Annotated in this window: 18 protein-coding genes; 8 read left to right on the top strand and 10 right to left on the bottom strand. The window is 70.6% G+C overall.

The window, feature by feature from the left end; translation table 11 throughout:
- Positions 1-54 precede the first annotated feature (54 nt).
- Entirely contained in the window at positions 55-744 is a 690-nt protein-coding gene (locus ACFOY2_RS14925; RefSeq protein ID WP_379528582.1) for a GntR family transcriptional regulator, read from the top strand.
- On the opposite strand, the gene ACFOY2_RS14920 is transcribed toward ACFOY2_RS14925, so the two are convergent.
- From ACFOY2_RS14920 to ACFOY2_RS14910, 3 genes are all read right to left on the bottom strand, one after another.
- Complete coding sequence (locus ACFOY2_RS14920) at positions 717-2,303, bottom strand: flavin-containing monooxygenase (RefSeq protein WP_379528581.1); 1,587 nt, start codon at positions 2,301-2,303, stop codon at positions 717-719. The two genes, ACFOY2_RS14925 and ACFOY2_RS14920, sit on opposite strands and share 28 nt — an antisense overlap.
- On the bottom strand, positions 2,300-3,214 hold the full coding sequence (locus tag ACFOY2_RS14915; RefSeq protein ID WP_379528580.1) for an alpha/beta hydrolase: 915 nt from the start codon (positions 3,212-3,214) through the stop codon (positions 2,300-2,302). Before ACFOY2_RS14915 ends, ACFOY2_RS14920 begins: the two co-directional genes overlap by 4 nt.
- 117 nt (positions 3,215-3,331) lie before the next feature.
- Positions 3,332-5,776: an ATP-binding protein gene (locus ACFOY2_RS14910; protein WP_379528579.1), complete on the bottom strand. Its 2,445-nt coding sequence runs from the start codon at positions 5,774-5,776 to the stop codon at positions 3,332-3,334.
- Between the two features lie 222 nt (positions 5,777-5,998).
- Between ACFOY2_RS14910 and ACFOY2_RS14905 the strand changes: the two genes are divergently transcribed.
- From ACFOY2_RS14905 to ACFOY2_RS14895, 3 genes are all read left to right on the top strand, one after another.
- On the top strand, positions 5,999-8,242 hold the full coding sequence (locus ACFOY2_RS14905) for an Orn/Lys/Arg family decarboxylase (protein WP_379528578.1): 2,244 nt from the start codon (positions 5,999-6,001) through the stop codon (positions 8,240-8,242).
- Between the two features lie 38 nt (positions 8,243-8,280).
- Positions 8,281-8,409 carry a hypothetical protein gene (locus ACFOY2_RS14900; protein WP_379528577.1) on the top strand — a complete coding sequence of 43 codons (129 nt, stop codon included), beginning with the start codon at positions 8,281-8,283 and terminating at the stop codon, positions 8,407-8,409.
- Between the two features lie 87 nt (positions 8,410-8,496).
- On the top strand, positions 8,497-9,669 hold the full coding sequence (locus ACFOY2_RS14895) for an alpha/beta hydrolase family protein (RefSeq protein WP_379528576.1): 1,173 nt from the start codon (positions 8,497-8,499) through the stop codon (positions 9,667-9,669).
- A 2-nt stretch (positions 9,670-9,671) separates the two neighbouring features.
- On the opposite strand, the gene ACFOY2_RS14890 is transcribed toward ACFOY2_RS14895, so the two are convergent.
- The 4 genes from ACFOY2_RS14890 to ACFOY2_RS14875 are packed head-to-tail and all read right to left on the bottom strand — an operon-like array spanning position 9,672 to position 12,925.
- Positions 9,672-10,358 carry an IclR family transcriptional regulator gene (locus ACFOY2_RS14890; RefSeq protein WP_379528575.1) on the bottom strand — a complete coding sequence of 229 codons (687 nt, stop codon included), beginning with the start codon at positions 10,356-10,358 and terminating at the stop codon, positions 9,672-9,674.
- On the bottom strand, positions 10,355-11,620 hold the full coding sequence (locus ACFOY2_RS14885; RefSeq protein ID WP_379528690.1) for a cytochrome P450: 1,266 nt from the start codon (positions 11,618-11,620) through the stop codon (positions 10,355-10,357). Before ACFOY2_RS14885 ends, ACFOY2_RS14890 begins: the two co-directional genes overlap by 4 nt.
- 34 nt (positions 11,621-11,654) lie before the next feature.
- Positions 11,655-12,419, bottom strand: coding sequence for an alpha/beta fold hydrolase (locus ACFOY2_RS14880; protein WP_379528574.1), 765 nt, complete (start codon positions 12,417-12,419; stop codon positions 11,655-11,657).
- Positions 12,365-12,925: an ATP-binding protein gene (locus ACFOY2_RS14875; protein WP_379528573.1), complete on the bottom strand. Its 561-nt coding sequence runs from the start codon at positions 12,923-12,925 to the stop codon at positions 12,365-12,367. The genes ACFOY2_RS14880 and ACFOY2_RS14875 overlap by 55 nt, the downstream gene beginning before the upstream one ends.
- A 452-nt stretch (positions 12,926-13,377) precedes the next feature.
- Here ACFOY2_RS14875 and ACFOY2_RS14870 point away from each other — a divergent pair, with 452 nt between their 5' ends.
- Complete coding sequence (locus ACFOY2_RS14870) at positions 13,378-14,523, top strand: serine hydrolase domain-containing protein (RefSeq protein WP_379528572.1); 1,146 nt, start codon at positions 13,378-13,380, stop codon at positions 14,521-14,523.
- Between the two features lie 3 nt (positions 14,524-14,526).
- Here ACFOY2_RS14870 and ACFOY2_RS14865 read toward each other — a convergent pair whose 3' ends face one another.
- Complete coding sequence (locus tag ACFOY2_RS14865; RefSeq protein ID WP_379528571.1) at positions 14,527-15,279, bottom strand: hypothetical protein; 753 nt, start codon at positions 15,277-15,279, stop codon at positions 14,527-14,529.
- Positions 15,280-15,450: 171 nt separating this feature from the next.
- On the opposite strand from ACFOY2_RS14865, the gene ACFOY2_RS14860 reads away from it, so the two are divergent.
- Genes ACFOY2_RS14860 through ACFOY2_RS14850 form a run of 3 tightly spaced genes read left to right on the top strand, consistent with a single transcriptional unit; the run spans position 15,451 to position 18,717 of the window.
- Entirely contained in the window at positions 15,451-16,467 is a 1,017-nt protein-coding gene (locus tag ACFOY2_RS14860) for an amidohydrolase family protein (protein ID WP_379528570.1), read from the top strand.
- 46 nt (positions 16,468-16,513) lie between these two features.
- Positions 16,514-17,647 (top strand): Gfo/Idh/MocA family protein, encoded by a 1,134-nt coding sequence (locus ACFOY2_RS14855; RefSeq protein ID WP_379528569.1) that lies wholly within the window; start codon positions 16,514-16,516, stop codon positions 17,645-17,647.
- Positions 17,644-18,717: a Gfo/Idh/MocA family protein gene (locus ACFOY2_RS14850; protein ID WP_379528568.1), complete on the top strand. Its 1,074-nt coding sequence runs from the start codon at positions 17,644-17,646 to the stop codon at positions 18,715-18,717. The genes ACFOY2_RS14855 and ACFOY2_RS14850 overlap by 4 nt, the downstream gene beginning before the upstream one ends.
- Positions 18,718-18,729: 12 nt before the next feature.
- Here ACFOY2_RS14850 and ACFOY2_RS14845 read toward each other — a convergent pair whose 3' ends face one another.
- A complete protein-coding gene (locus ACFOY2_RS14845) occupies positions 18,730-19,797 on the bottom strand; it encodes an amidohydrolase family protein (protein ID WP_379528567.1) in 1,068 nt (355 codons plus the stop codon).
- 25 nt (positions 19,798-19,822) lie between these two features.
- Positions 19,823-19,945: a hypothetical protein gene (locus ACFOY2_RS14840; RefSeq protein WP_379528566.1), complete on the bottom strand. Its 123-nt coding sequence runs from the start codon at positions 19,943-19,945 to the stop codon at positions 19,823-19,825.
- Between the last annotated feature and the right edge of the window lie 24 nt (positions 19,946-19,969).

The raw sequence follows: 19,969 nt of genomic DNA, 5'->3' as shown, positions 1-19,969 counted from the left end.
CGATAATGGGCCTGTCCGGAGCCCGTCTTGGGCTCCCCGATGCGAGGACGTTCGATGACCTTCACGGTTCCCCCCACCCGGGGCGAGGCCGCCGCGCGGCAGTTGCGGGCCGAGATCGTCAGCGGGGTGCTGCGTCCCGGCGAGGTCATCAAGGACGCCGAGATCGCCTCCAGGCTCAACCTCAGCATCACCCCCGTTCGCGAGGCGATCGCCCAGCTCGTCACGGAAGGGCTGATCGAAGCGGTGCCCAACCGGGTGCGCAGGGTCGCCCCCGTCACCCGCGAGAGCGCGATCGAGGTGATCGACGTGATGGGCGTGCTCGGCGGCGCCGCGCTGGAACGGGCGCTGCCCGCGCTGACGCCCGACCTGCTGGCCCGGATGCGGGCCGAACTCGAGGCCATGAACGCGGCGCTGGCCGGCCACGACTCCGCAGCCGCCACGGCGACGGGCACGCGGTTCACCCTGATCATGGTGCACGCGGCCGGCAACGGCGAGCTTGAGGCGCTGTGGAACCTGGTGATCGCCAGGGCACAGCGCCTCATGATGCTCACCGCGGCCAGCGGGTTCTGGCCGCTGTGGCAGTCCGGTTACGGCGAGACCCTGGCCCTGCTGGAGGCCGGCGACACCGCCGGCGCGCTCCTGCGTTTCGGGCAGATCTTCGTCACCGTGAAAGAGCACCTGGCCAAGGGCACAGCCGACGGGGTGATCCTCGGGGGTCAGGGCGACAGCACGAACCCCGGGTAGCCGTCCGCCGTGATCTGGTCGCATCTGCTCCGGTAGGCGCCGACGCCGCCGACGTACGGCATGAACACCCTGGGCTTGCCCGGGATGTTGGCGCCCAGGTACCAGGAGTTGGCCCGCATGTAGAGCGTGCGGCCGGCGACCTCGTTGACGTGCTCCACCCACGCGTCCTCTGCCGCCGGGTCGGCGTCGATGGTGGCGACGCCGTCGGCCCGCAGCCGTTCCAGGCAGCCGGCGATCCAGTCCACGTGCTGCTCGATGGAGACGATCATGTTGCTGAGCACGGACGGGCTGCCCGGTCCCGTGATCGTGAACATGTTGGGGAAGCCCGCCGTCATCAGCCCCAGGTACGTCCGGGGTCCGGCCTCCCACTTGCGCCGCAGCGACAGGCCGCCCTTGCCGGTGATGTCGATGCCGAGCAGCGGGCCGGTCATGGCGTCGTAGCCGGTGGCGTACACGATCATGTCGGCGGTGTACTCGGCGTCGGCGGTGCGCACGCCGCTCGCGGTGATCTCCTCGATCGGCGCGGCGCGCACGTCGACCAGGGTCACGTTGGGACGGTTGTAGGTGGCGTAGTAGTCGGTGTCGATGCAGATCCGTTTGGTGCCGATGGGGTGGTCCTTGGGCGCGAGCAGTTCGGCGACCCTCGGGTCCGTGACGGTCTCGCGGATCTTCGCGCGGACGAACTCCGCGGTGAGCTCGTTGGCGTCGGGGTTGATCGCGATGTCGCCGTAGGCGCCGAGGAAGGAGGCGCCGCCCTTGGCCCAGCGGGTCTCGAACTCCCGCCGGCGGTCTTCTTCCGTCACCTCCAGCGCCGATGTCTCATTAAACGTCGACATAACGCCATTGACGGAGGTTCGCATGGTTGTCCGGATTTCGGGATAGTTCGCCTTCACCCACTGCGCGTACTCCGGCTCCATGGGCCTGTTCCAGGCGGGCAGGCTGTAGTTCGCGGTGCGCTGGAACACCGTCACGTGCTCCGCCTGCGCGGCGATCACCGGGATGGCCTGGATGCCGGACGAACCGGTGCCGATGACGGCCACCCGCTGCCCCGCGAAGTCCACCCCCTCGTGCGGCCACCGCCCGGTGTGGTAGCTCGGCCCCCGGAAGGCGCCGACGCCGGGGAAGTCGGGTATCCGGGCCGCCGACAGGCAGCCCACCGCGGTGATGAGGTACCTCGCTTCGTGCTCGCCGCGGTCGGTCCGCACCCGCCACAGGTTCGCGGTCTCGTCGTAGCCGGCGCCGGTCACGCGGGTCTCGAACTGGATGTCCCGGCGCAGGTCGAAGCGGTCGGCGACGTGGTTGGCGTAGCGCAGGATCTCCGGCTGGGACGGGTAGCGCTGGGTCCACTCCCACTCCTGCTGGAGCTCCTCGTCGAAGGAGTAGGAGTACTCCATGCTCTCGACGTCGCAGCGGGCGCCCGGGTAGCGGTTCCAGTACCACGTGCCGCCGACGCCGTCGCCGGTCTCGAAGACACGCACGCTCAGGCCCAGCCCGCGCAGTTTGTGCAGCATGTACATGCCGGCGAACCCGGCGCCGACGACGACGGCGTCGTATCTCATCGCAGGCTCCCGTCGATCGCCTCGACGACCATGGACAGCCCCGCGGCGCTGCCGGGCAGCACGTTCACCATCGTGAAGAAGCCGTGCATCTGACCCTCGAACCGCTTGAACTCCACCGGCACACCGGCCTGCCGCAACCGTCGCGCGTAGGCCTCGCCCTCGTCCCGCAGCACGTCGTGCTCGGCGGTCAGCACGACGGCCGGAGGCAGCCCCGCCAGGTCGCCGGCCCGCAGCGGAGAGGCGTCCGGATTCGCCCGCGCGGCCCGGTCGGGCGCATAGTGGTCCCAGAACCAGACCATGCTGTCGCGGCTCAACATGAGCTGGTTGGCCGGGTCGGTATAGGAGGCGTTGTCCAGATCGCAGTCGGTCACCGGATAGACGAGAACCTGCAGCGCGATGGCAGGTCCTCCTTCGTCGCGGCTGCGCTGGGACACGATCGCCGACAGATTGCCGCCCGCGCTGTCCCCCGCCACGATGATCGGCAGTTCCCGCTGCCGCTCCGCCGCCCAGCACAGCGCGTCATAGGCGTCGCGCGCCGCCACGGGATACCGGTGCTCAGGGGCGAGCCGATAATCGACGAGGACGACCGTGCACCCCGTCCGCTGCGCCAGCGTCCTGCCCAACGTGTCGAACTCGTCGATCGCCCCGATGACCCAGCCGCCCCCGTGGTAGTACACGATCGTCGCCCGCGGTTCCTGGACCGGGACCAGCACCCGCGCCCCGAACGCCCCTCCGTCGGCCGCCCGGATCACGACGTCTTCCACACGGGCCATCTCCGGGCCCGCACCGTACAGTTCTCGCAGCGCGCCGCCCATGGCGCGCGCTTCGTCGGGTGTCATCTCGTGCAGGGCCTTGCCGCCTGCTTCGCTCATCTGCTTGAGAAACTGGGCCGTCGCGTCGTCAAGGGACATGAAAGGTCACCTCACCGGGGGCCAGGGAGTGATCTGCATCACCCGGAATGTAACCTCAATGTAAAATGCAGGATGCATCCAGTCAACGAACCGTTCTCCCCCGAACGGCGTCCCCGATCAGGGCGACCGTAAGAGGTGAGCGCGGATGGTTTCGACGTCGACTCCTCCCTCCTCCGTCTGATCGGTGCCGAGCGACACCAGCACGGCCAGCGCCTCCGACCAGTGGCGTCGGGCGTCGTCGTGGTGGCCGAGCGCGGCGTGGGCGTGGGCGAGGCCGTCGTGGGCGCGGGCCTGGTCGCTCGGCTGGCCGAGGTCGGTGGCGACGGCGAGCGCCTGGCGGTGGTCGTCGAGCGCCTCGCCGGCGTCCCCGAGGTCGAACCGCAGGCGGCCCATGCGGTGGAGGGCCTCGAACTGCCAGTTGCGGTTGCCGATCTCTCGTGCGAGGTCGAGGGCCTGCCGGTAGCAGTCGTGGGCCTGCTCGTAGCGTCGCTGGATGCGGTACAGGTGGCCGAGGCCGATGAGGCTGTCGAGTTCGCTGACGCGGTGGCCCGCGCCGTAGGCCAGGGCCAGGGCCTGGGTGAAGCAGCCGGCGGCCCGCTCGTACTCGCCGCGCTCGACGTGGACGTGGCCGAGCCCGAGCAGCGCGACCGACTCGCTGGTGCGATGGCCGATCGAGCGGGCCAGGTCGAGGGCCAGCGCCAGGTTGGCGGCGCCCTGCTCATGGTCACCCATGATCCTGTGCAGATTGCCCGAACCGATCAACGCGTCCAGTTCGCCGGTGCTGTGGCCGATCGTCCGGGCGATGGCCAGGGCCCGCGCCTGGTGGCCGAGGGCCTGCGCGTACTGGCCGCTGTGGCCGCCGAGCATGCCCAGGCAGTTGCGTGCCTGGAGCTCGCCGGGGCGGTGGCCTGTGGCACGGGCGATGTCCAGGGCGCGGGTGATGTACTCGGTGCCTGCTTCGTACCTGCCCTGCAGGCGACGGATCTCGCCGAGCCCGATGAGCGCTTCCATCTCGGCCGTGCGGTCCGCGGCGGCGGTGGCCGTGGCCAGCGCCCGCTTGTGCAGGGTCTCGGCGTCGGTGTAGCGCCCCCGGGTGCGCAGGCACCGGTGCAGGGTGGCCGACAGGTGCCGGACGTGGTGGGGAAAGCCGCCTTCCGCGGCGTGCCGGGCGAGGGCGAGCAGGTTCGCCAGCTCCGCGTCGAGCCACGCGTCGGGGTCGGCCACATCGGGCACGCTGGCTGACGGCAGGCGTGGCCGCATGTCGGCCTGGTACGGATAGAGGCGGTCCATCACCGCCGAGGCCGTCTGGCTGTAGTGGTCGAGGAGCCGGTTCAGCGCGGCGCGCCGGTCGGCGTCGGGCTCCACCGAGGCGGCGTGGGCCCGGATCAGGTCGTGGAAGCGGTAGCGACCGGGAACGGGCTCCTGCAGCAGGTGCACCTCAAGCAGCTGGTCGAGCAGCCGATCCGTCCGCGCGACCGAGCGGGCGAACAGGGCCGCGGCGGCGTCGGGCGCGATGTCCGTGCCGGGGTGCGAACCCAGCAGCCGGTAGGCGCGTCGTACCTCCTCCTCGAGCTCCCGGTAGGACAGGTCAAGCGCGGCGGTGATGCTGTGCTGCCCGGCATGCGCGTCGGTCAGGTGCTCAGGAAGCCGTTCGAGCAGGTGGGGCACGCTCCAGGCCGGATGAGTCCTCAGCCGGGCCGCGGCCAGCCGGATGGCCAGCGGCAGCAGCCCGCACCGCCGCACCACCTCGGCCAGCGTCTCTTCCGGGACGCCTTCGACGCGGTCCTCTCCCGCGGTGGCGGTGAACAGGGCGATCGCGTCGGGGAGCGGCAGGACGTCCACGGACACGGTACGGGCTTCGTCCAGGCCGACGAGCCGCCGACGGCTGGTGACCAGCGCCATGGAGCCGCCACCGCCGGGCAGCAGCGGGCGCACCTGCGCCTCGTCGGCGGCGTTGTCCAGCACGATCAGCATCTTCCTGCCGGCCAGCACGCTGCGATACAGCGCGGCCCGGTCGTCGGGATGCCGGGGGATGGACTCGCCGGGAACGCCCAGCACGTCCAGGACGCGGGCGAGCGTGTCGCCAGGCCCCGTGGGAGCCACGCCCTGGGTGTAGCCGTGCAGGTCGACGAAGAGAGCGCCGTCGGGGAAGCGGGGCGCGAGCTGGTGGGCGGCATGAACGGCCAGGGCGGTCTTGCCGACCCCGGCCATGCCGTCGATGGCGGCGATCACAACCGTGCCGGAGTCGTCGAGAACGGCCAGTTCCCGCGTGCGGCCGACGAAGGCCGCCACGTCGGCGGGCAGCTGCCGCGGTATCGTCCGCGACGGGCGAGCGCTCTGCGACGTGCCGCCCGCCGTCAGCAGCGCCTGTTCGTCGGGGCTCAACCCCAGGGCCTCGACCAGCAGTTTGAGCGAGGTGCTGCGTGGTCGTCGCAGCTCTCCTGCCTCCAACCGGCGGATCGTGCGCACGTTGAGCCCGGACCGCTCCGCGAGCTGCTCCTGGGTCAGCAACGCCCGCTCGCGCCAGGCCCGCACCAACGCGCCCAACGCGTGTTCTCTCACAGGAGGGCCGGTCTCCGCCGATGGCATGAACGCATCTCCCGCGATTCTGGAGAGGGGGCGCAGTAGCAGCAGACTAACGTTCGCCACTGACAATCAGCCAGGCTCGGACGAAGGGACCCCTCCGGGCGAGACCTCCACCGAATGATTACAGAAGGTTGCTCTTCGGCTGCCCAAAGTTACTATTGCGGAGGGCGACAGCCCCCTTCCCCCGAGGAGTGCCGCATGGAACGAACGGTTCTGGCCGCAGTCACCGAACGTCCCGACGCCGATTCGGCGCTCGCCGAGCAGATCCGCCGCGTGTGCGCGGCGATGGACGAGCTCGGGCTCCAGGTGCGCTGGACCCACCGGGCCGAGGACGCCCTGGCGGTGGTCGGGTCGGACGCCTCACTGGCGGCGGTGCTGGCGGCGTGGGACGCGCCGGGCGCGGAAGAGCTGCTGGGCGCGCTGGCCAGGCGGTTTCGCGGCCTGCCCGTCTTCCTGATGACACAGGACCAGGAACTCCCGCTCTGGGTGTACGAGGTGATCCAGGGCTACGTCTTCCCGCTGGAGGACACCCCGCAGTTCATCGCCGGGCGCATCGCCCACGCGGCCGACCAGTACGCCGAGAAGATCCTTCCGCCGTTCTTCGGGGCGCTGCGGCGCCTTGAAGACCACCATCGCTACTCCTGGCACACCCCGGCGCACGCCGGGGGCGTGGCGTTCCTGAAGTCGCCGGTGGGACGGGCGTTCTTCGACTTCTTCGGTGAGCGCCTGCTGCGTACAGATCTGTCCATCTCCGTCACCGAGCTGGGGTCGCCGCTCGACCACACAGGACCGATCGGAGAGGCCGAGCGCAACGCCGCCCGCGTCTTCGGCGCCGACCGCACGTTCTTCGTGGTCAACGGCAACTCCACCGCCAACCGCATCGTCGGCCACCATGCGATCGCCCGCGACGACACCGTCCTGGTCGACCGCAACTGCCACAAGTCGGTCCAGCACGCGCTGGCCATCAGCGGCGCCCGCCCGGTCTACCTCGTTCCCGAGAGGAACGGGCTCGGGCTCGCGGGCCCGATCCCGCCCGCCGCGCTGGAGCCGCACGCCGTCCGTGAACGCCTGGCCGATCACCCTCTCGCCGCGGAGAATCCGTCGTACGCGGTGATCACGAATTCCACCTACGACGGGGTGTGCTACGACGCGGTACGGGTCGGCGCGTTGCTGGGCGCCAGCGTGCCGAGGCTGCACTTCGACGAGGCATGGTTCGCCTACGCCCGGTTCAACCCGCTCTACGCCGGCCGGTACGGCATGGCGATCGACGAGCGCACGCTGCCCGGCCCCGGCCGCCCCACCGTGTTCGCCACCCAGTCGACGCACAAACTGCTGGCCGCGCTGTCGCAGGCCGCGATGCTGCACGTCCGCCCCGCGGAGCGGGCGCCTGTCGACTACGACGCGTTCAACGAGACCTACCTCATGCACGCCTCCACCTCGCCGCTCTACCCGATGATCGCCTCGCTGGACGTCGCGGCGGCGATGATGGACGGCCCGTCGGGGCCGTTCCTCACCGGGGAGGCGATCGTCGAGGCGGTCCGGTTCCGGCAGGCCATGGTGCGCCTGCACGCCCGCATCCGCGAGGACGGCACACGGCCCGACTGGTTCTTCGGCGTCTGGCAGCCCCCTGCGGTCACCGACCCGCGCACCGGCCGGAGCGTCTCCTTCGCCGACGCCGACCCGGCGCTGCTGTGCTCGCAGCCCCGGTGCTGGACTCTGGAGCCGGGGGCTGCCTGGCACGGCTTCGACGGGATGTCCACGGGGTACTGCCTGCTCGACCCGGTCAAGGTGACGATCACCTGCCCGGGCGCCGACGCGGCCACGGGCACGCTCGACCAGGGCATCCCGGCCCGCATCGTGGCCGCCTACCTGGAACGGCGCGGCATCGTGGTGGAGAAGACCGGCGACCACACGTTGCTGGTGCTCTTCTCCATGGGCATCACCAAGGGCAAGTGGGGGACGCTGATCGACGCGCTCACCGACTTCAAGAACGCCTACGACGCCGAACTGTCCCTGGCCGAGGTGCTGCCGGGCTTCGGGCCGCCCGAGGTCTCGCTGCGGACGTTCTGCACGCTGGTCCACGGGAAACTGCGTGACTCCGAGGTCGGCAAGCTCCTCGACCAGGTCTTCACCACCCTGCCCGAGCCGGTCACGACTCCCGCCGACTGCTACCAGGCCATGATCAGGGCCCGCACCGAGCGCGTCCCGCTGGCCGGCCTGCCGGGCCGCATCGCCGCGGCCACGGTCGTGGTCACCCCGCCCGGCATCCCCATGCTGATGCCCGGCGAGGCGACCGGCCCGGCCGACGGCCCACTGATGACCTACCTGCGGGCTCTGGAGGACTTCGACCGGACCTTCCCCGACCTGGCCACCGACATCCACGGCGCCCACCGCGACGGCGACGGCCGCTACCGGGTGGAAGTCGTCAAAGGCTGGAGCTGACGCCGTCGAGGTAGGGCTGGCTGTACCCGAACGCTCCAGTGCGCGGGACCCGCAACGGGGTGACCGAGGACGGCCGGGCCGCCACGGTCGCGGTCACGGCGCTCCCCGGCACCGGGGAGGCCATGCAGCATGTGATCGACGCGATGGACACCGCCCTGTGCCGGTGACCGCCTCAGGCACCTGACGAAAGTAAGGGGGCGAAGGGGGCTTTCGGAAGTATCGCCCCCCATCACCCCGTTCCTACGCTCCTGCCCATGACCAGAACCCGTCGTCGACTCGCGACCGCCTTCCTCACCCTGACACTGCCGCTCCTGTCCGCGACCGCCCTCACGACACCGTCCCCGGCCGCAGCGGCCTCGGACCAGGAAGGCCGGCCGCTGTCGATCCCGGCCCCCACCGGCCGCTACGCGGTCGGCCGCGACACCCTGCATCTTGTTGACAAGAAGCGCCCCGACCCGTGGGTCCCCACGGCGAACGGCCGGGAGTTGATGGTCTCGATGTACTACCCCGCGACACCTGGCGGCGGCAGCGCAGCCCAGTACATGACCACCGACGAGGCGACCCTGCTCCTCAAAGGGCTGAAACTCGACACCGCGGTCAAGCCCGGCCGGCTCACCGCCGTCCGCGTGAACGCCCGCGTCGGCGCCCGCCCCGTCGGCGGCAAGCACCCCCTGGTGGTGCTCTCGCCGGGCTTCACCCTCAACCGCGCCACACTCACGACGCTCGCCGAAGAGTTGGCGTCGAAGGGCTACGTCGTTGCGCTCGTCGATCACGCCTACGAGTCGTACGGCACCACCTTCCCCGGCGGCCGCACCCTGACCTGCACGGCCTGCGACACGATCGAGAGCGCCCCGTCCGACGCGGAGGAGAAGGCACTGCTGGCCAAGGCCGCCGACGGCCGGGGAGACGACCTCTCCTTCGTGATTGACGAACTGACCCGACGCTGGAAGATGATCGACCAGAAGCGTATCGGCGCCGCCGGCCACTCCCTGGGCGGCAACGCCGCCGCCGACGTCATGGCCGCCGACCGTCGCGTCCGCGCCGGCGTCAACATGGACGGCACGTTCTTCGCCCCGGTTCCGGAGTCCGGCCTGGGCGGGCGCCCCTTCCTCATGCTCGGCACCAAGGACGGCCACTCGCCCGGCTCCACCGACACGACCTGGGGCCTGGCCTGGCAGCGCCTGGACGGCTGGAAGCGCTGGCTGACCGTCGCAGGCTCGGGTCACTTCACCTTCATCGACATGCCGATCCTGGGCGGACAAGCCGGAATCACCGACCCCTCGGCCCCGCTGCCGGGCAAACGGTCGGGCGAGATCACCACGGCGTACGTGGGCGCCTTCTTCGACCGGCATCTTCGCGGCGAGAACCGGCCGCTCCTGGACGGCCCCACCCCCGCCAACCCCGAGGTCACCTTCAACCAGCCGTGAAGCTAGAGGAGGCGCGCGACCTCGGTGGCGGCGCTGAGGACGAGCGGCGCGATCGCGCTCTCGTCCCGCACCCCGATGGTCACCACGCCCACGCTGGCGCCGGCCGGACGCCCCGCCGTGATGATCGGGGCGGCGATGCCCCAGGCCCCCGGCTGCAGCTCACCCGAGGTGACCGAGTAGCCGATGGCGCGGGCCTGGGGGATCTCCGGCCGTTCTCCAGGGAGTGGCGGGCGGCCGGCCAGGATGGCGATCCCGGAGGCGCCGCGGTCCGCGGGATGCCGGGTGCCGGCGCGGTAGCTGACGTGGATCTGCGAGACGCGCGGCTCGGACACGGTGAGCACGACCGCCTGGCTCTCGTCGATGTCGAGCACCGTGATGAACGCGGTGGCGTTGCAGGCGTCGGCCAGGAGCTGGAGCGCCGCGGCGGCCGCGGTGCGGAGCCTGTGCTGGACGGCGGCGTTGAGCTCCACGATGCCGAGGCCGAGGGTGAAGCGGGTGCCGATCCGGGCGGCCAGCCGGTGCCTGCAGAGCGCGACCAGATGGCGGGAGACGGCGTTGCGATGGATTCCGGCCAACTGGGCGAGCTCGGTGATCGTCAACCCGTCCGGATGGTCCTTGAGGATCTCCAGGAGGCGCAGGCCGGTGTCGATCGTCTTCGAGCCCGCCGAGGAGGGCTGGTCGGGGGTCATTCGGTGCCCAGGCGGCGTACGGGGGTGTAGCGCAGGGGCAGGTGTTTGACGCCGCCGATGAAGTTCGACACCAGCCGGACGGGCGGCCCCGCGAGCCGGACGTCCGGCAGCCGCCAGAGCAGCTCCCGGTAGAACGCGTGGAGCTGCAGCCGGGCGAAACGGGAGCCGAGGCACACGTGCGGCCCGTCCCCGAACGAGACGTGGTCGTTGGGGCGGCGCGCGATGTCGAAACGCATCGGGTCGGGGAAGCGCCGCTCGTCGAAGTTGGCCGCACCGTGGAAGACGACGACCTTGTCGCCCGCGGCGATGCGCCGCTCGGCCAGGACGGTGTCGCGGACGGCGGTGCGGCGGAAGCTGAGGACGGGGGGATGCCAGCGCAACATCTCGTCGATGGCCGAGTCGAGCAGCTCGGGCCGGTCGAGCAGCCGGCGATGCTGGTCGGGGTGGTCGAGCAGGGCGACCATCCCGCCGGGCAGGGCCGAACGCACGGTGTCGTTGCCCGCGATGACCAGGAGGAAGAAGAACATCGACAGTTCGGGGTCGGTCAGGCGCTGCCCGTCGACCTCGGCCGTGGCGAGGGCGGTCATGAGGTCGTCCGCCGGGTTGCGGCGTTTGTCGGCGGCCAGCGAGTGGGCGTACTCGAACATGTCGGTGAGCATGGCCGGGGATCGCGGGTTGACCGGCTTGCCGTCCGGGCCGAGGACGAGGTTGGCGTGGTCGGGATCCTGGTAGCCGATCACGCGGTTGGTCCACTCCAGGATCTGGCCGCGGTCGGTGGACGGGATGCCGAGGAGATCCGCGAGGTTGTGGATCGGGTAGTCGTCGGTCACGTCCACCGGCAGGTCGCACTCTCCTCGTTCGGCGATCTCGTCGACGAGCAGCCGCGCCCGTGCCGCGATGCCGGCGCTGAAGCGTTCGATGCGCCTGGTGGTGAACACGCCGGAGACGATCCGCCGGAGCCTGCCGTGGTCCGGCGGATCGAGGTTGAGCATCATCCGCCGGATGAACGACAGGTCGGCGGGGTCGGGGTCGCGGATCTGGGTGGCGCCGAGCCATGAGCTGTACTCGGAGGGCGTGCGAAGGACGCGGACGACGTCCGCGTGGCGGGTCACCGCCCAGAACCCGGGCCCCGCGGGCCAGTCGCCGACCTTGTGCTCCTCCTGCCAGTGCACGGGGTCGCGGTCACGCAGCCTGCGGTACGTCTCGTGCGGGATGCCCTGTGCGTAGACACGCGGGTCGAACACGTTGGCCGTCGTACTCATGTCGGTCACCGGGCGCCCCCCTTCAAGAGATCGATCAGGCGGCCAGGAAACGTTCGACGGCGGAGACCAGGGCCAGTGGCGTCTCGTCCATCGCGTAGTGGCCGGCGTCGGCGAATGTCAGCAGTTCGGCGTTCTGGTACCACTGCAGCCACGTGGCCCGCATGACGTCGGCGGAGAGCGCGGGGTCGTGCGCGCCGGCGATGAGGAGCACCGGCGTGGTCGTGCCGGCGACCTCGGTGTGGAAGTCGGTGCGGGCCCAGGCGTCCAGGTAGGCGCGGAAGGCGGTCTCGGTGGACCTGAGCAGCGAGGCGTCCACCATCTCGTCGAGCCAGGCGCCGGGAAGCCGGTTGCCGGTGGTGAGATCGATGATCGCGCGCCGGTTGCCGGGTTCCTGGGCGGCGCCGGCGAACAGCGCCCAGCTGTCGTCGTCGAACGGCACGCCGGAAGCCGGGACCGGGGAGATCCCGACGAGCTTGCGGACCCGGCCGGGGGCGTCCAGCATCACCCGCTGCATCGCCGTTCCACCCATCGAGTGACCGACCAGGGAGAAGGTCTCCCAGCCGAGCTTGTCGGCGAGCGCGATCACGTCCGCGGAGATCTCGGCGAGGGTGTAGTCGCCGGTGAGGTCGAGGGCCTGGCCGTAGCCTCGGTAGTCGGGCAGGGCGTAGGTGAAGGCGCCGCCGTCCAGGTAGGGCTTGATCTTCCTGAAGGAGTCGCGGTCTCCGAACCAGCCGTGCAGCACGATCACGCCGTGCGGCCCGGAGCCGATGACGTCGTGGGGAAGGGCAACGGGGGACATGGCAGATTCTCCTTAGTGTTCGTGGCCCCGGACACGGACGCCGTGTGAGGCGGCGTCTCGCTCCCGTACCGGGTGCCGCTGCGGCATTCCAGGCTGAACCAGACGTACTTGCCGTTATCGTGCTTGACCGCGCCCCACCGGTCGGCCTGCGCCTCCACCAGGAACAGCCCGCGCCCGCTTTCGGCGAGGAAGTCGGGAGTTCGCGGCGCGGGGAGGGTCGGATCGTGGTCGCACACCGCCAGCCAGATCGTGGCGCCCCCCACACGTACGTTGATCCTAATGGCGGAGGACCCGCGAGAGGGTGGAGCCGCGTGCTGGACCGCGTTCGTGACCAGCTCGGACGTCAGCTCGGCGATCGTCGCGTCCTGGGCGGGAGAGAGGGGCAGGTCCCAGGAGGCGAGCATCGCCGACACCCAGCGGCGGGCGACGGATGACGCCAGCGGCGAACAGGGCAGATCGCACCAGCGGGAGAGCAGCCGGCTCGTGAGGTCGGTGACGACATTCACGGCGAGCTCGCTGGGATCGGCGGTAAATGGCAGGTCAGCGCGCCTGTGAGGCATTGCGTTATGTCCCTGTCGTCGAAGGCTTCCGGTCCTGCGCCGCCCTCCGAGGGGCGTTTTGAAACGGCTGGGTCGAGTCCGAGGTCGGGTTTCAGGCGATGAATCGCGAACACGGTGCGGACTTCTCCCCAGATGCCCAAATATTGGGCGCGATGGTCAAAAAATGGGCGTGCAGCGAGGAAAAGCATCAGCCGGAAATAAGGGTCTTGTCAACGCGTATGACAAAAAAGTGGATCAAGTTGTGGTGCCAGGCCGCATCTCCTGCCAGCCGTCGCCCCGGGGTAGGGCCAGCCGTACCCGGAATACGCCGGTGCGCGGGATCGATCAAGGACGCCGTCCGCAGGCACGCTTGGTGACCGTCCGAAACGGATCCCCCTCACCAACAGGAGTGTTTCCCTATGTCGCCTACCTTCTCCCGGCGCGTGCGAGCCCTGGCCGCCGCGGCCCTGACCGCCGGGTTGCTCGTCGCGGGGACGCCCGCCGTCGCGGCCGCGGGCGACGGCGCCCACAGGCCGGATGCCGTGCAGAAGGAACTGGACGGGCTGGTGGCCAAGGACGGGTTCCCGGCGGCGCTGGCCGCTGTGCGGGACGCCAAGGGCCGGACGCGGCACTACACCGCCGGGGTCGGCGACCTGAAGACGAAGGCGAAGGTCCCGGTCGACGGGCGGGTACGGGTCGCGAGCAACACCAAGATGTTCACCGCAGTGGTGGTGCTGCAGCTCGTCGGTGAGGGCAAGGTCGGGCTGGACGAGCCGATCGAGACGTACCTGCCGAGGGTGGTGCGGGGCAAGGGCATCGACGGCCGCGAGATCACGGTACGGCAGCTCCTCCAGCACACCAGCGGCCTGCCGAACTACGGCCGGTGGCTGCCGAGCATCTTCGAAACCCGCGACGTCCACCGCTCGCCCCAGGACCTGCTGGACATAGCCTTCGCGCACGAGGCGTCGTTCGCGCCGGGCACGAGCTGGGAGTACAGCAACACCAACTACGTGCTGGCCGGCCTGCTCGTCGAGAAGGTCACGGGCCGCCCGCTGAGCGACGAGCTCAACGACCGGATCATCAAGCCGATCGGGCTGCGCCACACCTACTCGCCGGCGAAGGGGGAGACGACGATCCGCGGCCGTCACCCGCGCGCGTACGGCTCGGTGAAGCCGGGCGGCCCGCTGGTGGACATCACCGACCAGGACCCGTCGCGGGCGTGGGGTGGCGGGCACCTCATCGCCACCCCGAGCGACCTCAACCGGTTCACCGGCGCGCTGATGGGCGGCAGACTGCTCAAGCCGGAGCAGTTGGCGCAGATGAAGCGGACGGTGCGGCCCGCCGGCGCGCCGGCCGGCTGGGAGTACGGGCTGGGCCTGATGAAGATGCCGCTGAGCTGCGGCGGCGTCGCCTGGGGGCACACCGGAGACATCGTCGGTCACGAGACCCGCAACGGGGTGACGGAGGACGGCAGGGCCGCCACCGTCGCGGTCACGGCGCAGTCGGCCACCGACGCCGCGACGCAGCACGTGAACGACGCGATGGACACCGCCCTGTGCCGGTGACCGTCACTCGGGGTGGGTCAGCCGGACGTATCCGTACGGGTTGAAGAACAGGTCGTCCTCGTCGTAGCCCTCGCACGCGCCGGTGCGCAGCAGCCGGCGAGGCGCGTCCTCGGTGATCCTGAAGCCGTCACCGTCCTCGACCTCCGGCCCGCGCGGGTCGGTCAGCAGGTAGATCGCCAGCACGTCCAGGTGCTCGACCAGCTCAAGCAGTTCGTCCCCCGCCGGGGGCTCCGCGCCGACCTCGATCTCCACCTCGGGCGCGCCGAGCAGGTGCATGCCGCAACTGGTGAGCACCTCGCCGTCGTAGATCGGCCGCGTCACCCAGGCGGAGGCGAGCGCGTCGGCCAGGTCCTCGCGCTTGGCGTCGGCGGCGCGGTCGGCCAGCGCGAGCCAGCGCTCCCGGCCGTGCGCGATCCCGCTGCTCTCGTTCTTCACCGCCGCGGCGCCCGAGCGCAACAGGGTGGCCGTCGCGGCCAGCAGCCGCCGCGAGGTGCTGGCCGCCAGCTCCCGCATCATCGGCGCGCCCAGCAGGTAGCCGACGGTGTCGTGGGACTCCACCGCGGCCCGGTCCGCCTCGTCGAACGAGGCCCGCGCCATGGTGGCCTCGAACGCCTCGGTCATCCTCGGGTCGGGCTCGGCCGAGGAGTTCTCGTGGTCGAGGGCGAAACCGAAGTCGGCAGCGATCCGCTCCATCTCGGAGAGATCCAGCCCGGAGCCGAGCACACACAGCACATGACGAGGGAACACTTCGCTCATCGCCGCACACTATCGATCAAGACCGACGTCCCGCGTCGATTCCGGGCCGGACCGCGTGGTCCGGCATCTTTGACCGGCCAGATTGCCGGAAACCCACATTGTCCTGACCCGCCCGGATCCATACCGTCGGCACCAGCACGGCTGGACGAGCGACGGAAGGACCCACCACCCATGACGAGGGCGCGCCGCGGCGACGGACCGGTCATCGACATCCACTGCCACCGGGAATGCGGCCCGGCCGCCGACCTGATGAAGGACGCCGCGACGGCCGCGGGCAAGGTGGCGCTCGGCCACGGCAACGCCACCACGCGGGCCGTGAACGAGCGCCAGCTCGCCGCCATCCGGCCGAAGATGGACCTGCTCGACGTCCGGATCGCCGACATGGACCGGATGGGCGTGGACGTCCAAGCCGTCGCGGTCGCGGTATACCAGTACTCCTACTGGGCCGAGGCGGAGCTCGGTGCGAAGGTCGCCAGGCTCGTCAACGAGGAGCTGGTCGAGGCCACGGCCAAGCACACGGGGCGGTTCCTGCCGCTGGGCACGGTCCCGCTGCAGGACACCGAGGCCGCCGTGGCGGAGCTGCGCTACCTGGCCACCGAGCTGGGCATGCGCGGCATCGAGATCGGCACGCACGTCGAGGGCGAGGAGATCTCGGCCGCCCGGCTGGAGCCGTTCTGGGCCGAGGCCGAGCGCCTGGGCAGCGTCGTGGTGATCCACACCCAGGGCAGCACGCACCCGCAGCGCCTGCAGGACCACAACTTCGTCAACATCATCGGGCACGCCTTCGAGGCGACCCTGGCCACCGCCCACCTGATCTTCGACGGCGTGATGGAGCGTCATCCCGGCCTGAAGATCGTGGTGGTGCACGGCGGCGGCTACCTGCCCGCCTACGCCGGGCGCATCGACCACGGCTGGCGGGCCCGCGCGGACGTCGCCGAGGGCGTCCCCGCCCTGCCCACCGACTACCTGCGCAGGTTCTATTTCGACACGATGGTGTTCGCGCCGGACCAGCTCGCGTACCTGGTCGAGCGTTACGGTGCCGAGCACGTCCTGCTCGGCACCGACTACCCCTACGACATGGGCGACGACGACCCGCTCACGCTGATCGGCGCGACGCCCGGCCTCGACCAGCGGCAGATCGACCTGATCGCCGGCGGCAACGCCGCCCGGCTTCTCGGGCTCGCCTGAGCACCCCGGGCGAGCCGCTCGACCAGACCAGAAAGAGAGAACCCGCATGCAGGAGAACGGGATCGGCCTGGCCGTCGTCGGATGCGGCACGGTCGGCCGGATTCGCGCCGTCCTGGCCCGCGAGTACCCGGGCGTCGCCTGGCTCGGCCTGTGCGACATCGACCCCACGACGCTGAAGGAGCTGGCCGAGGACACGCGCGCCGACTTCGTCACCGCCGACGCGGCCGAGTTGCTGCGCAGGCCCGAGGTCAGCGCGGTGATCGTGGCCACCGACGAGAGCCGGCACGTCGCCCCGATCATGGAGGCGGCCGGGCACGGGCACCCGCTGTTCATCGAGAAGCCGCTGGCCACCGACCCGGTCGAGTCGGCCATGGTGCTGGCCGAGATCGAGCGCAACGGCGTGGACGCGGTGGTCGGCTACACCCAGCGCTTCCGCCGCCGTTTCCTGGCCGTCAAGCAGCGGCTGCGGGACGGGCAGATCGGCCGGGTCACCTCGGTGGTCACCCGCGCCTTCATGAACCGCATGGTCCCCGACGCCACGCTGCGCAAGGTCTCCGACACCACCAACCTCACGCCGATGGTGGTCTCGGGCACGCACAGCCTCGACATGAGCATGTGGCTGCTGGAGGGCAGGACCCCGGTCGAGGTGTATGCCAGGTCCACCGACGTCGTGCTCGGGCCCTCGGGCACGAAGGACGGCACGTTCGGCATCTTCACGATGGACGACGGCACCCTGTTCAGCATGAACATCAACTGGGCCCTGCCGGCGATCTGGCCGGGCTCGGTGTACGGGCTGGAGATCGGGATCGTCGGCTCGACCGGCGTGATCGACATCGAGGACACCCATCGTGACGTGATCGTCGCCTCCGAGCAGGGCCAGCCCGCCGGCTACCGCAGCCGGGGCTTCGAGGCCCCGGCCACCCGGCACGTCGACTTCGTGGGCAGCTACCCGCCGGGCGACCTGTCGGACGGGCTGCTGTGGGGACCGATGCGGGAGGAGACCATGTCCTGGTTCGCCCGGCTGACGAAGGGGGTGGCCACGCCGCACGCGACCGCGCGGGAGGCCCACGCCAACCTGCTCAACACGATGGCCATGGACCTGTCGGCGAGCCGGGGCAAGCCCGTCCCGCTGCCGATCAGCCCCGAGGAACTGCGCGCCGGCCTGAGAGAGGAAGCATGATGAAGGGACTTGTCGTCGGTGTGATCGGCACCGGCTGGTGCGGCGGGATCAGGGCCGTGGCCGCGGCGCGCAGCGCGCTGGTGGACGAGCTGCACCTGGCCGAGATCGACACCGACCGGCTGGCCGAGGTGGCCGGGCTGACCGGCGCGGACGTGGCGACCACCGACTGGGAGGAACTGGTCGCCGACGACCGGGTCGGCGCGATCATGGTGTCGGCCACGCCGGAGACGCTGCACCACCCGATGGCCAAGGCGGCGCTGGAGGCGGGCAAGCACGTCCTGCTGGAGAAGCCGATGGCGCTGACGCTGGAGGAGGCCGACGAGCTGATCGCGCTGGCCGAGGCGCGGAACCTGAAGTTCACGATCGGCTACTCGCAGCGCTTCAACGCCAAGCAGTCCCTGATCAAGCGGGCGATCGACGACGGCACCCTCGGCACGGTCACCAGCATCCTGATCAGCCGGCACATCACCAGGTCGCTCGGCGCGAAGATCAGCTCGCGGACGAGGTTGTCACCGGCGGCCATGGAGGCCACCCACGACCTCGACTTCGCCTTCTGGTGCCTGAGCCCGCGGCGGCCGGTCCGCGTCTACTCGCAGAACGCGTGGGGCGTCCGCCGCCAGACGCACGGCTCGCCCGACACGCAGTACCTGCTGGTCACCATGGACGACGGGACGGTGGTCACCGTCGGCGCCGGCATGTCGCTGCCGCCGGGCTACCCGAACCAGTCGACCACCTGGATGGAGGTGCTGGGCACCGACGGCGCCGTCCTGGCGGACGCCAGCCACCGCGACATCGTGCTCAACACGGTGGCCGACGGGGTGCACTTCCCGCTGTCGACCATGCCGGGCGAGTACGTCGGCGCGACGTACGCGGGGCCGATGGAGCGGGAGACCACCCATTTCCTGGAGGCCGTCGCCCACGACCGTCCCGTCATGGTGGACCCTCGGCTGGCCCGCACGACGATGGAGGTCTACCTGGCCGCCGACCTGTCGGCGGAGCGGGGCGAGGCCGTCGGCCTGCCCCTGACTCCTGAGTCCTACGCGATGGCGCTCAAAGCCGGTCAATCCTGAGCCCTCGGCCGCTCATGGTCGGTCGAGCCTGAGCAGCCGGGCGGCGTTGCCACCGAGCACGAGCCGCCGTTCGGCGTCGTCGAGCCCGGCCCGTTCGACGAAGCCGAGCGGGTCGACGGTGCCCATGTCGAACGGGTAGTCGGTGCCGAGCAGCACGTGCTCGGCGCCGAACTCCGACACCAGGTGGCGCAGCATGCCCGGGTCGAAGACGTTGCTGTCGAAGTACAGCTCGCGCAGGTAGTCGCTGGGCCTGCGGTCGATGTGTTCGCGCAGCTCGGGACGGACCTCGTAGGCGTGGTCGGTACGCGCGTAGTAGAAGGGGAGGTAGCCGCCGCCGTGGACGACGATCATGCGCAGGCCGGGGTGCCGCCGCCACACGCCGCCGAGGATCATCCTGGTGGTGGCCAGCGTGGACGCCAGCGGCATGCACATGACGTTGACCAGGTAGTAGTCGCTCATCCGCTGGCCGTGGGTGAACCCCTGCGGATGCATGACGGCCACCATCTCCAGTTCGGCGGCGGCCTCCCACACCACGTCGAAGCGCCGGTCGTCGAGGTCGAGCCCGAGGACGTCGGCGCTCAGCTCGAACCCGTTGAACCCGAACTCCTCGTGCGCCTCCCGCAGCACCTCGACCGCCAGGGCCGGGTGGTTCATCGGCAGGTTGGCCAGCGCGGCGAAGCGTCCCGGGTGGCGGGCGACGACCTCGGCGAAGCGTTCGTGCTGGACCCGGCACGCCTTGAGCGCCTCGCGCTCGTCCAGCCAGTAGAAGTACTCGGTCGGCGGTACCGAGAGCACCTGCAGGTCGACGCCCTGGCGGTCCATGTCGGCCAGCCGCACCTCGGCGTCCTCGAACTGGCCGCTCTGCCGGGCGCTGGCGCGGTACTCCCGGTTGTAGCGCAGCGTCTCGGCGGAGGAGTAGCGGATGCGGGGTTCGTACTCGGGTTTGAAGAAGGGTTTCGCGATCGCCTCGCCGGCCGGGACGGAAAGATGCGTGTGGACGTCCACGACACGGTAGGCGGGTTTTTCGGAAGCGGTCGGCTCGATTCTGGGCGCCAATTCAGGCCACCATTCACCGGTCATACCGACAGGATATCCAATGCGCTATTCATTTGACGAGCTCATCGCATTTTCCGCGCAATTGTTCGGCGCTGCGGGAATCTCCGGCGAGCACGCGCTCGTGACCGCCCGCCGGCTGGCCGAGGCCGATCTGCGCGGCCGGTCGGGCCACGGCCTGATCCGCGTCGCGCCCTAC

The sequence above is a fragment of the Nonomuraea purpurea genome, from assembly GCF_042650645.1.
Taxonomy (GTDB): domain Bacteria; phylum Actinomycetota; class Actinomycetes; order Streptosporangiales; family Streptosporangiaceae; genus Nonomuraea; species Nonomuraea purpurea.
Note: the sequence above shows the minus strand (reverse complement) of the source record. Positions and strands in the feature narration are given on the sequence as shown.